The organism is Pontibacter sp. YIM B11418 (assembly GCF_059278805.1).
Genome location: NZ_JCAEMH010000003.1, coordinates 319810 through 332424, shown reverse-complemented (window position 1 = coordinate 332424; position 12615 = coordinate 319810). Strand labels below are relative to the sequence as shown.

9 protein-coding genes are annotated in these 12615 nt (G+C 50.4%); 5 read left to right on the top strand and 4 right to left on the bottom strand.

From position 1 onward, the window contains the following. Positions 1–7: 7 nt before the first annotated feature. Positions 8–688 (bottom strand): LuxR C-terminal-related transcriptional regulator, encoded by a 681-nt coding sequence (locus AC4QZR_RS09140; RefSeq protein WP_494480629.1) that lies wholly within the window; start codon positions 686–688, stop codon positions 8–10. Positions 689–996: 308 nt separating this feature from the next. On the opposite strand from AC4QZR_RS09140, the gene lepA reads away from it, so the two are divergent. The 4 genes from lepA (at position 997) to AC4QZR_RS09120 (ending at position 7161) form a co-directional block, all read left to right on the top strand. Then, the gene (lepA, locus tag AC4QZR_RS09135; RefSeq protein ID WP_253405961.1) at positions 997–2781 is read left to right on the top strand and encodes a translation elongation factor 4; all 1785 of its coding nucleotides are present in this window, start codon (positions 997–999) and stop codon (positions 2779–2781) included. Between the two features lie 172 nt (positions 2782–2953). Next, positions 2954–3835 carry a bifunctional 5,10-methylenetetrahydrofolate dehydrogenase/5,10-methenyltetrahydrofolate cyclohydrolase gene (locus AC4QZR_RS09130; RefSeq protein ID WP_253405960.1) on the top strand — a complete coding sequence of 294 codons (882 nt, stop codon included), beginning with the start codon at positions 2954–2956 and terminating at the stop codon, positions 3833–3835. Between the two features lie 742 nt (positions 3836–4577). Then, positions 4578–5231, top strand: coding sequence for a 7-carboxy-7-deazaguanine synthase QueE (locus AC4QZR_RS09125; protein ID WP_494480628.1), 654 nt, complete (start codon positions 4578–4580; stop codon positions 5229–5231). Between the two features lie 4 nt (positions 5232–5235). Further along, positions 5236–7161, top strand: a complete 1926-nt coding sequence (locus tag AC4QZR_RS09120; protein WP_494480627.1) for an OmpA family protein — start codon at positions 5236–5238, stop codon at positions 7159–7161. A gap of 575 nt (positions 7162–7736) precedes the next feature. On the opposite strand, the gene AC4QZR_RS09115 is transcribed toward AC4QZR_RS09120, so the two are convergent. From AC4QZR_RS09115 to AC4QZR_RS09105, 3 genes are all read right to left on the bottom strand, one after another. Next, the gene (locus AC4QZR_RS09115) at positions 7737–9023 is read right to left on the bottom strand and encodes a citrate synthase (RefSeq protein WP_494480626.1); all 1287 of its coding nucleotides are present in this window, start codon (positions 9021–9023) and stop codon (positions 7737–7739) included. Positions 9024–9229: 206 nt separating this feature from the next. Then, a complete protein-coding gene (locus AC4QZR_RS09110; protein WP_494480625.1) occupies positions 9230–9553 on the bottom strand; it encodes a hypothetical protein in 324 nt (107 codons plus the stop codon). A gap of 56 nt (positions 9554–9609) precedes the next feature. After that, complete coding sequence (locus AC4QZR_RS09105; protein ID WP_494480624.1) at positions 9610–10071, bottom strand: hypothetical protein; 462 nt, start codon at positions 10069–10071, stop codon at positions 9610–9612. 523 nt (positions 10072–10594) lie between these two features. On the opposite strand from AC4QZR_RS09105, the gene AC4QZR_RS09100 reads away from it, so the two are divergent. Beyond that, positions 10595–12523: a PrkA family serine protein kinase gene (locus AC4QZR_RS09100; RefSeq protein WP_188499728.1), complete on the top strand. Its 1929-nt coding sequence runs from the start codon at positions 10595–10597 to the stop codon at positions 12521–12523. The last annotated feature ends 92 nt before the right edge of the window (positions 12524–12615 follow it).

Below are 12615 nucleotides of genomic sequence, written 5' to 3'. Positions count from 1 at the left end.
ATAAGGGCTATATCAGATCGAAAGCACGTGCGTATTGGGCCAGTTCGTAAGATGTTGTGGCATTTAACTTGGCTTTGATGTTGCGGCGATGGGTTTCGACGGTGGATGTCGCAATGAATAACTCATCGGCAATCTCGGAGGAGCTTTTGCCCAGCGCAGTCAGCTTTAGGACATCCCGTTCGCGCCCGGACAGTTGGGAGAAGGTAGACATGTTTTTTCGAAGGAACATATTTTCTTCCAGTAGTTTGCCCACCTTCGGCGTTACATGGTGGTCCGGATCCACAGGTATAGACACCGTGATAGACAACAGGGGCATGCCTTCCTCGTCCCGCATAAAAATTTTGGAACTGCTCAAATGCCACACATAGTCCTGCTGCTGCAACAGCCGCACCTGCTGGAAGTAAGTGACAAACTCATTTATATCATTGCGCTTTATCAATCCGAGTAGCTTGGGTACATAGTATTCAGCATCTTCGGGGTTGAAGTATCTTTTGTAGTAATCCAGGCCCATCGCCTTTATTTCTTCCTGGGTAGTGCCTAATGCTTTTGCTCCTCGTTCAGATAAATATTCCACCAGTCCGCTGTCGAGCCAGTGGATGATGACTACCCCCGGTATTTCTTCGTTCAGCGCCTCTACTTCCTTAATTTTCTCTCTTACTTTCTCGTGGATGCTGTTGTTGCCGGTCATTGTGTTGTTTTATATAGACATATATAGACTTTTACAATATAGTGTGTTCTGAAGATGAAAGCAACTCTGGGACTCACACTTAAAAGAAAAAAATTGTACTGTAGTTCAGGCATATAGCTGTCGGAAGTACGCTTGGGCTAGCATTGAAGCGCTGAAAACCAGTGTCGGGATGAGAACTGTGGAAACGGAGCTGGAGGGTTACAAGACGAGTTTGCTGACGTGTATAACAGATTTAGTTCGTGCTGTCAGCACTTAGTTGAATTAAATTGACAGGAATATTATTAACTTTGTTCTCGTATTAAACTTATATGAAGAACATTCGCAATTTCTGCATCATCGCCCACATTGACCATGGTAAAAGTACCTTGGCTGACCGCCTGTTAGAGTTTACCTCGACGGTGGCAGAGCGTGAAATGCAAAACCAGCTGCTCGATAACATGGACCTGGAGCGGGAGCGCGGCATCACCATCAAGAGCCACGCCATCCAGATGAACTACCGTTACAAGGGAGAAGACTATGTACTGAACCTGATCGACACCCCAGGGCACGTCGACTTTTCCTATGAGGTGTCCCGTTCAATTGCCGCTTGCGAGGGTGCGCTGCTGATCGTGGACTCTTCGCAAGGTATAGAGGCGCAGACGATTTCGAACCTATACCTGGCCATCGGTTCTGACCTGGAGATTATACCTGTGCTGAACAAGATCGACCTCCCGCACGCCATGCCGGAGGAGGTAAGTGACCAGATCATCGACCTGATCGGCTGCGACAGAGAGGACATAATTCATGCCTCAGGTAAGGCAGGCATCGGTATAGAAGATATACTGAGCGCCATTTGCGATCGCGTGCCGGCTCCGAAAGGAGACCCTGCCGCTCCACTGCAGGCCCTCATCTTCGACTCGGTTTTCAACTCCTATAGAGGTATTGAGGTATATTTCCGAATTTATAATGGAACACTCAAGAAGGGGGAGAAGGTAAAGTTCATCAACACCGGCAAGACCTACGAAGCAGACGAAATCGGGGTGCTGAAACTTAACCAGGAACCGCGGCAGGAGATGGCTGCCGGCAACGTGGGCTACCTAATCTCAGGTATCAAGAATGCAAAAGAGGTAAAAGTTGGCGATACGATTACGCACGTCGACCGTCCTGCAGTAGGTATACAGGGCTTCGAAGACGTGAAACCGATGGTATTTGCCGGTATATACCCGGTAGAGACCAGCGAGTACGAAGAACTGCGAGCCTCTATGGAGAAGCTACAGCTGAACGACGCTTCATTGGTATGGGAGCCGGAAACATCCGCCGCCCTCGGCTTTGGTTTCCGTTGCGGCTTCCTGGGAATGCTGCACATGGAAATCGTGCAGGAGCGTCTGGAGCGTGAGTTCGACATGACGGTGATCACTACGGTGCCGTCGGTGCAGTTCCACGCCTATTCTACCAAGGGCGAGTTGCTGAAGGTGAATGCCCCTTCCGAAATGCCGGAGCCGAACTACATCGACCGCATCGAGGAGCCGTTCATCAAGGCACAGATCATTTCGAAGGCCGAGTATGTGGGTCCGATTATCTCGCTCTGCATGGACAAGCGCGGTATTCTGAAGAACCAGACCTACCTGACCAGCGACCGCGTAGAGCTTTCGTTTGAAATGCCGCTTGCTGAGATCGTGTTCGACTTTTTTGATAAACTGAAGACTATTTCCAGAGGCTACGCCTCGCTTGACTACGAGCTGATCGGTTTCCGTCAGTCGAACATGGTGAAGCTTGACGTGATGCTGAACGGCGAGAAGGTGGATGCCTTGAGTGCCATTGTGCACCGCGACAAGGCTTACGACTGGGGCAAACGCCTCTGCGAAAAGCTACGGGAGCTGCTACCGCGTCAGATGTTCGAGATCGCTATACAGGCGGCTATCGGGCAGAAAATCATTGCCCGCGAAACGGTAAAGGCCCTGCGTAAGAACGTATTGGCCAAGTGCTACGGCGGTGACATTTCACGTAAACGCAAGCTCCTCGAGAAACAGAAGAAAGGTAAGAAACGCATGCGCCAGGTAGGCAACGTGGAAATTCCGCAAGAAGCCTTCTTAGCTGTGCTCAAACTCGACTAACATTACCAAGCCCCGACGTGCCTCCGCGCGCCGGGGCTTGTCGCTTAAAATGCATAGACCAAAGACATATAGACAAAAGGACTTCATGATGATGAATCGATTTTGTATTTAGTCCAAATTTCCTTTGTCAAAAAAACTCAGAACGCTTAACTCATAACTTTTAACTATAAACATGATTCTGCTCGACGGTAAAAAAACATCCGAAGCCATTCAGCAAGAAATTGCTGCTGAAGTTGCCGAAATTAAAGCCCATGGTGGCAAGGTGCCGCACCTGGCGGCCATACTGGTAGGCAATGACGGTGGTTCTGTCACGTACGTGAACAACAAGGTGCTAGCCTGCGACCGTGTTGGTTTCGGCTCTACCCTGGTGCGCTACGAGGACGATGTAACCGAGGAAGAACTGCTTAACAAGATACAGGAGCTGAACGAGAGCGAAGAAGTAGATGGCTTTATCGTGCAGTTGCCGCTGCCAAAGCACATCAATACGCAGAAAGTACTGGAAGCGGTAGACCCGAAGAAGGACGTGGATGGCTTTCACCCGGCAAATGTGGGCCGCATGGTGGCCGGCCTGACTTCTTTCCTGCCTGCCACCCCATATGGCATCCTGCAACTGATCGAACGCTACGGCATCGAAACAAGTGGCAGGCATTGTGTGGTGATCGGCCGCAGCAATATTGTGGGCTCTCCCATGAGCATCCTGATGGCCAAAGCCGCTTACCCGGGCAATGCCACAGTGACCCTCTGCCACCGCAACACATACGACCTGGCCTACCACACCAGGCAGGCTGATATCATCATCGCCGCTGTAGGTATACCTGGTCTTATAACAGCCGATATGGTAAAAGAAGGCGCTGTGGTGATCGACGTGGGCACAACCCGTGTACCGGACCCTACCCGCAAGTCGGGCTACAGACTGCGCGGCGACGTAGATTTTGACAATGTGGCACCAAAATGCAGCTACATTACGCCAGTTCCAGGTGGTGTTGGTCCATTGACGATTGCCATGCTGCTGAAAAACACGCTGAGAGCGGCAAGAAAAGAAGTATACGCGTAAACTATCGTTTGCCCTCTACCTTGATGAAAGCCCCTTGCCCTCCAAAATGGGCAAGGGGCTTTTTTTAGAATTAGATCAGCTAATCGCTTCCTCTGAACATATTGTGAACATCTCCATGAAGGCTTCCTGTTGTTCATAAAGTGATTCAGATATACCTGCTTCTGAATCAAAAAGGAGGTGTCTGTTTCTAACTGTTACCCCATGCTCTTGTAAGCACATGGGGAGGTAGGCAGCCGGCGCGCTCCTGAGCGCTCTTTCGAACATTCGTGTCCGAAAGTAGTTCTGCTGGGGACATCCTTGTCCCCGTATACATGCAAACGAAATCCACACACGGGCATTAGGAAATCCCCTACAGTATACTTCGGGATTGATAAATCCCGAAGAGTTGGTAACTACTTTGGAACACGGGGATGTGGACATCCCCAACAGATGGCTTTCGGACACGGATGTCCGAAAGAGCGTTTACTTAACTTTACCTGAAATAGCCGGCACTTCTTCAGTCTCCAATCTGCAAGTTCTTTCGCACGTTTCGGACAGGTCGCGACCTGTCCCTACAACTGCCTGACTACAGAAGTTTATGTTCCTCTAAGGTATAGCGGAACATAAGTTGATCTCTACCTTGTTGCTTTTTTAACTAACTTTGCAAGTTCGGTAACGCTTACACTTTGTATAGGTATAGCCGGGCTTTAATTTAATGAAGGTCTATACCTGAGTGATCAGGTATAGCCGATGGAATACAGAATTGGAAACGACAAAAGCATACAAGACTGCCTCGATTCATACAGTGCCTAAAGATGGCAGTGAACTTCCGTTGATGGAAGCTTTTTATACCATACAGGGGGAGGGTGGCAACACCGGCACGGCCGCTTACTTTATCAGGCTGGGAGGCTGCGATGTGGGCTGCCACTGGTGCGATGTGAAGGAGAGTTGGGACGCTGAACAGCATCCGCTCACGCCTGTACCTGAGATCGTGGATACTGCCAAAACCTTTCCGGGCAAAACCGTCGTAGTAACAGGAGGCGAACCTTTGCTGTACAATCTCCACCCGCTAACAGCCGGATTGCAGGAGGCAGGTATACGCACCATGATCGAAACTTCCGGGGCTTACCCGTTGAGCGGTCACTGGGATTGGGTGTGTTTGTCTCCTAAAAAATTCAAGGCACCAGATGCTTCTGTATATCCTTTTGCAGATGAGCTAAAAGTCATTATATTTAACAAATCGGATTTTGCGTGGGCAGAAGAGCATGCGGAAAGGGTAGGGGCCAGTTGTAAGCTATACCTGCAGCCAGAGTGGAGCAAAGCCGGGCAATTAATGCCGCTTATTGTCGAATACGTTAAAAACAACCCCCAATGGCGTGTGTCCTTACAGACGCACAAGTACATGGATATTCCGTAAAGCTATGCTTAAGCCGCTGCTTCTTCTGACTCTGATTACCCTTAGTATAGCAACCTCTTGCCTGGCACAGGACAGACCAGCCTCCAATTCCAGAAAAGCAGTAACACTCTACTACAAAGCCGAAGAAGCAGCTCAGGCACGTGATTTTAACAAGGCACTCACTTACCTTGATGAGGCTATTGAACGTGACCCAAAATATGCTGACGCTTACCTGAAAATTGCGAGTCTGCATCGGGCCATGGGCAACAAGCCCGAGGTGTTTGAAAACCTGCAGAAAGGCTTGACCCTCAAGCCTTTTAATGCCGGACTGATGAACAGCTATTTTGATCTGGCAGACCTGTATTTTGAACGGGGTGATTATGAGAATGCCCGCAAAAACTTTGAGCTTTTCCTGCGCGGTAAGCCCCGCAACGGCCGCATGACAGACTTTGCCCGTCAGCAGATCCAGTCCGCTGAGTTTGCTGCCGAGGCCATGAAGAAACCGGTGAGCTTCAACCCGGTCAGACTACCAGGCAATGTCAACCGCTTTGAACTGCAGTACTTTCCATCCACCACTGCCGATCAGCGCCACCTGATCTTTACTGCACGTGCCGGCCACCGCCCTGACCAGGACGAAAACATATTTGTCAGCCAGTACCGCGACAACCAGTGGAGTCCACCAAACTCTATCTCTCCATCCATCAACACGACTGCCAACGAAGGAGCCGCTACCATTTCCGGAGATGGCAAAACCATTGTATTCACCTCCTGCAACCGCTCTGACAGCCAGGGCGATTGCGATCTGTACATATCATTCAGGAGCGGGGATGAATGGAGCAAACCCAAGAACATGGGTACGGTTGTGAACTCCAAAGCATGGGACTCTCAGCCTAGCCTTTCTGCTGATGGGCGCACCTTATACTTCACGTCCACACGGCCGGGAGGTATAGGCAAAGAAGACATCTGGGTGACCCGGCTGAATGAAGACGGCTCGTGGCAGAAGCCTGAGAACTTGGGCGAACCTGTGAATTCAAAAGGCCGTGATATGGCGCCTTTCATCCACGTGAGTGGGAGTACGCTTTATTTTGTAAGCGACGGGCACCTGGGTATGGGCGGCCTCGATGTGTTTATGACATCGCAGGATAACAAAAGCAAATGGAGTGCACCCGAAAACATGGGATATCCGCTTAACACCTATGCCGATGAAGGCTCGCTCTTCATCACAGCCGACAATAAAAAAGGCTACTACTCCCGTCAGGAAATGACGGAAGCCGGCGCCGCAACAATCCAACTGTACGAACTGGACGTGCCTGAAAACTGGCGCAGCAAAGTAAAAAGTACTTATGCCCAGGGCAGAGTATTTCACGCCGATACCAAAAAGCCGATTGCCGCGGTCGTGCAGCTCTACGACGTAAGTGCTGACTCCTTGGTGCAGCAGGTGAACTCCGACCAGGTATCGGGCGAGTATACCATTGTGCTCTCCGAAGGACAGCAGTACGCACTCTACGTATCAGCGCCCGGTTTCCTGATGAACAGCCTGAGCTTTGACTATACCTCCCGCAAGTCGCTTGACCCCGTTGCGCTCGACGTATACCTGAAACCGATCAAGTCCGGAGCGGCGATTGTGCTCAATAACCTGTTCTTCGACACGGGGCAGTATAAGCTGGAGCGTGAGTCGAAAACAGAGCTCGATAAGCTCATCACTTTCATGCAGCAAAATCCTGCTATTAAGATTGAGATCTCGGGCCACACCGATGATGTTGGTTCTGATGCTGATAACAAGGTGCTCTCCGAGCGGCGCGCCCGTTCCGTAGCTGAATACCTGCGCAGCAACAAATTGCCGAAGGAACGCATCACCTCCGTAGGTCACGGCGAGAACCGCCCTGTTAAGCCAAACTCTTCAGACGAAAACCGTAGCCAGAACCGCCGCATCGAAATGCGCGTGCTGTAGGAGTGGAGCTCGTGCCACTGCCACTGATCAGGTATAACTAATGTAGCTGCGGTTTCATATGCACGATTAACATCCCCCTGCCCCCTTCAAAGGGGGACTTTTCCTCAACTGCCTGAATCAGGTATAAGCTCTTTCGTTACTCTAAAATATCACTGACAGGTATAATAAGACTAACTCGCCCCTTCAGCTATGAAACAGATCACCTTAGCCAGGTGCACCATTACAACTACACACTGTCTGAGCATTCAGCGAGTGGGGGTAGGGACCCTCGATTTGGGGAGTCTTGACCTTTTTCTTGGGGGTAGGGGCCCTCGATTTTTGTGTCAAGGCAAAAAGCGAGTGCCCGCCGCACAGGCAAAGCTATAAAACATTACAGTTTGTTATACCTGTATTTGCAGTTGCTAGAAAACAACAGTAAGCTATGCCTATACCTATACCTATACCTATACCTATACCTGCAGCCCCGCTACAGCAAACACAAGCGGAGACGCTCGCGCTATACCTGCAAAAACAATAAAACAAAACGGCCTGCTACTGTAAAGTTGCAGGCCGTTCCCTTAAATAACATTATAATATTATCTCTTCTCGATATCGATGTAGTTACGCTCCGTTTCGCCAGTGTAGATCTGACGTGGACGGCCGATTGGTTCTTTCTGCTCGCGCATTTCCTTCCACTGTGCGATCCAGCCTGGCAGACGGCCAAGGGCGAACATTACCGTAAACATGTCGGTTGGGATGCCGAGTGCGCGGTAGATGATACCGGAGTAGAAGTCTACGTTCGGGTAAAGCTTGCGCTCCACGAAATAAGGATCGTTCAGTGCTGCTTCTTCAAGTTCCATTGCGATGGTTAGGATAGGATCATTGATGCCAAGAGCAGTTAGTACTTCATCAGCAGCCTTCTTGATAATGCGGGCACGTGGGTCGAAGTTCTTGTAAACACGGTGACCGAAGCCCATCAGGCGGAACGGATCGTCCTTGTCTTTTGCTTTCGCGATGAATTTCTTCGAGTCGCCACCATCCGCTTTGATCTGCTCCAGCATCTCAATTACGGCCTGGTTGGCACCACCATGCAGCGGACCCCACAGGGCGCTGATACCGGCAGACACAGAAGAGTAGAGGCTGGCATTGGCAGAACCTACCAGACGTACAGTAGACGTAGAGCAGTTTTGCTCGTGGTCAGCGTGCAGGATAAGTAGTTTGTTGATCGCATCTACTACCACCGGGTTGATCTCGTAATCCTCCGTTGGGAAGGCGAACATCATGTGGAGGAAGTTAGAGCAATAGTCCAGCTTGTTTTTAGGGTAGTTTACTGGATGCCCTACCGAGTTTTTATAAGACCAGGCAGCAATAGTAGAAATCTTGGCCATCACGCGAATGATAGACAGGTCCATCTCTTCTTTTGACTGGTTTGGATTAAGCGACTCCGGATAAAAAGCTGTCAGGGAGCTAATCATGGCAGAAAGGATACCCATTGGGTGTGCCGTTGACGGGAAGCCGTCCAAAATCTTGCGCATGTCCTCATTCACGAGGGTGTGCATTTTGATCTTACCACTGAAGTCTTCCAGTTCCTGTGTGGTTGGCAGTGCGCCGTAGATCAGCAGGTAGGCTACTTCAATAAAGTTTGACTTCTCAGCCAGTTGCTCGATCGGGTAACCTCTGTAGTGCAGAATACCTTGCTCTCCGTCAAGGAAAGTGATGGCACTTTTAGTGGCACCCGTATTTTTATAACCGGAGTCCAGGGTGATGTAGCCTGACTCCGAGCGCAAAGCAGCTATATCGATTGCTTTCTCATTCTCGGTACCTGTTACAACCGGGAACTTGTAGGACTTCCCCTCTAAAATTATTTCAGCGTGTTCTGACATGCCTGTATTTTTTATATGTCCGTGAATAGTCTCTTAACGAAGCGAAATTATAGAAAAATGTATTTAAAACGAAATGGAATGATGCGATATATGGTAAATTAACAATGTTTTAACCCACTTTTGAATCCGCCATTTGTATAAACGACATTCTGTCAAAATGTTTCGGAATATTATGCAGTGTCTTGTACTAATCCATCCTTCGTTGCTCACCATGGAGAAGCGCTGTCATCAGCCTCGGAGGACGCGCCTCCAAATCCATATCGCGGGGTATACGGGGTGCCTTTGCCCTCCAGGTGGTTCTGCATGTCCAGGTGCAGCTTAATACGATCCAGTTTAATGAACTCTTCCCAAATCTCCTGGTCACTATCCGACATGCGGTTTATCAGGTCTGTTAGCTGCAAGCCGTCTTCCGATTTCTGAAGATCCCGGATGTATGGATCGGAGTCGACCATGCCCTGTATTTTTATCCGGAAGTAGGTGTTCAGTTCCATGTACCTGTCTTCATCCCAGTATTCCATTTCCTGCGCCATAATCTGCTTCGTTTATCATTTATACTCATTCCAGTGCATAAAGCTACATTCTTCTATCACAATCCATCCGATCCGCGATCCGGATCGGGGTCATCAGGCTGCACACCGGGCGGATTGAAAAGGCCCCAGCGATCCACGGCGTAGTTCCAGGCGTCAAACGTTTTCACCCATTCTACAAACAACAGGCGGTACTCTTCCAGCGCGTCCCTGATCAGGTGCAGGTAGTGGATGTGCTCAAAGCCAAACATGATCAGCGTGTTGCAGTGGTTCTGCAGGTCGCGGGCTGCCTTGCGGATTAGCGTGGCGCATTCCATTCGTATATCATACAGGTCGCCACCCTCAGCACCAGCCACTTTAACACTCAGCAGTGCCGCATCTTCCAGCATGAAAGCCTTGCTGCCGGAGAGCCGGTGGTCATCTTCAGGTATAAGATCTGCGATCTTGACGGTGAGTTCGTAGATTTCACGACCCTTCCGGAAAATCGGCATCTGGCGCGGGTTGAAGTTATCTTCTTGCATATCTGTGTGTTGGGCCAATACTGCCATACCTACAACAATAGGTATAGGGATAGACAATTTTGTACAAAATACGTATAGATGTGAAGTTATAAAATATTGCCGATTTTGAATTTAAAATACGGGGGCACTGTTTTGCAGATAAGAGGGGCTCTAACCCAACTACATTAGTATAAAATCTACGTATAGCATAACATAGGGCACAGGGGACAGCCCATTTTGTCGCCGAGCCACTCTTCCCCTGTTCCGGGCAATGGAAAGCAGCGCCCTGCTTCATGTGTACGCGTACACATTTCCTGCCCGCATACCTGTGCGTGAGCGTACAGCCTCAGAACCAACCAAGGGCCTGGCCATGGCACGGTATCAGACAAGTAAGCATAGCGGCATTCCTTGCATAGAAGGCGTGCAGACCATAAAATAACTCAAATGATGACACATTCAACCGACAGGCAGTAAACGGGCTATCCATCACGAAGGCACTGCTTATTGCTCCCAGGTTTAAAATGATTCTCTAAAAATACGCCCAATGAATATTTTAGAAAAGATCAAGACCAATTACAGTGCCTCCACGAACGAGATGACAGTAGCTGCCTATCTTGAGGAGTGCCGGAAAGACCCGAAAATGTACGCCAAGCCCGCCGAGCGCATCCTCGATGCCATCGGTGAGCCGGAGATGCTCGACACGCGCCAGGACCCTAAACTGAGCCGCATTTTCTCCAACAAGAAAATCAAGATTTACCCCGCTTTCCGTGATTTCTACGGCATGGAAAGCACCATCGAGCAGATCGTGTCCTACTTCCGCCACTCGGCGCAGGGGCTGGAGGAGAAGAAGCAGATCCTATACCTGATGGGGCCTGTGGGGGGCGGCAAAAGCTCCCTCGCCGAGAAACTGAAGCACCTGATGCAGCAGAACCCGATTTATGTGCTCAAGGCAGACGACCAGATCAGTCCGGTGTTCGAGAGTCCGCTGGGGCTGTTTGCCGACTATGCCGAAGAGCTGGAGGAGGAGTACGCTATACCTGCCCGCTACATACCCGGCTGCATGAGCCCCTGGGCGTCGAAGCGGCTGCGTGAGTTTGACGGTGACATCAACCGTTTCAAGGTGGTGCGGCTTTTCCCGTCCATCCAGGAGCAGATTGCGATCTCCAAGACCGAGCCTGGCGATGAAAACAACCAGGACATCTCCACCCTGGTGGGCAAAGTCGACATCCGTAAGCTGGCAGATTACCAGCAGAGCGATCCGGATGCCTACTCGTATACCGGTGGTCTGTGCCTGGCTAACCAGGGTTTGCTGGAGTTTGTGGAGATGTTCAAGGCCCCGATCAAGGTGCTGAATCCGCTGCTCACCGCCACCCAGGAAAAGAACTACAAAGGCACCGAGCCGATCGGTGCCATACCTTTCGACGGTATCATACTGGCGCACTCCAACGAGTCGGAGTGGGCCAAATTCCTCAACGACAAAAAGAACGAGGCCTTTCTCGACCGCATCTATAAGGTACAGGTTCCCTATTGCCTGCGCGTGAGCGAAGAGATCAAGATTTACGAAAAGCTCATCCGCGAGAGCTCCCTGAAAGAAGCGCCCTGCGCCCCGAAGACCATTGAACTGCTGGCTGAGTTTTCGGTGATGTCGCGCCTGAAGGAACCGGAGAACTCCAGCATCTACTCCAAGATGCGGGTGTATAACGGGGAAACCTTACGCGAGACGGACCCGAACGCCAAGTCCATACAGGAGTACCGCGACGATGCAGGTATAAACGAGGGCATGCAGGGTATATCGACCCGCTTTGCCTTCAAGATTCTGTCCAAGGTCTTCAACTTCGACAGCGAGGAGATCGCCGCCAACCCGGTGCACCTGCTGTATGTGCTGGAGCAGGAGGTGATCAAGATGATGCTACCGCCCGAAACCGAAACCAAGTACCTGCACCTGATCAAGTCGGTGCTGGCCAGCAAGTATGCCGAGTTCATTTCCGACGAGATTCAGAAGGCCTACATCGAATCCTACAGCTCCTACGGTCAGAACATCTTCGAGAAGTACGTGGTATACGCCGACCACTGGATGCAGAACAACGATTACCGCGACCCGGACTCCGGAGAGATATTCGATCGCAGCATTCTGAACGAGGAACTGGAGAAGATCGAGAAGCCGGCAGGCATCGCCAACCCGAAAGACTTCCGCTCCGAGGTGACCAACTTTTTCCTGCGCTTTAAGGCCAACCATGGCGGACAAAGCCCACGTTGGGATTCCTATGAAAAGATCAAAAACGTGATCGAGAAGAAGATCTTCACCAACACCGAAGACCTGCTGCCGGTCGTTTCCTTCAATGTGAAAACAAACGAGGAAGACGAGAAGAAGCACCGTGACTTCACCCGCCGCATGCGCGACCGCGGCTACACCGACAAGCAGATCCGCATCCTGGTAGATTGGTTCATGCGTGTGCGTAAGACGATGGCGTGAGGTTGATTGAGTGAATGAGTGAGTTAGTGATTGAGTGATTGGTTTTGATTTTTGAATGGGTGGTTTATTGAATGAGGGATTTATTTTTTGAT

Coding starts and splice junctions, on each gene's coding strand:
- AC4QZR_RS09130 (WP_253405960.1), top strand. CDS start 2,954: ATGATTCTGCTCGACGGTAAAAAAACATCCGAAGCCATTCAGCAAGAA.
- AC4QZR_RS09100 (WP_188499728.1), top strand. CDS start 10,595: ATGAATATTTTAGAAAAGATCAAGACCAATTACAGTGCCTCCACGAAC.
- AC4QZR_RS09110 (WP_494480625.1), bottom strand. CDS start 9,553: ATGGCGCAGGAAATGGAATACTGGGATGAAGACAGGTACATGGAACTG.
- AC4QZR_RS09140 (WP_494480629.1), bottom strand. CDS start 688: ATGACCGGCAACAACAGCATCCACGAGAAAGTAAGAGAGAAAATTAAG.
- AC4QZR_RS09120 (WP_494480627.1), top strand. CDS start 5,236: ATGCTTAAGCCGCTGCTTCTTCTGACTCTGATTACCCTTAGTATAGCA.
- AC4QZR_RS09105 (WP_494480624.1), bottom strand. CDS start 10,071: ATGCAAGAAGATAACTTCAACCCGCGCCAGATGCCGATTTTCCGGAAG.
- lepA (WP_253405961.1), top strand. CDS start 997: ATGAAGAACATTCGCAATTTCTGCATCATCGCCCACATTGACCATGGT.
- AC4QZR_RS09115 (WP_494480626.1), bottom strand. CDS start 9,023: ATGTCAGAACACGCTGAAATAATTTTAGAGGGGAAGTCCTACAAGTTC.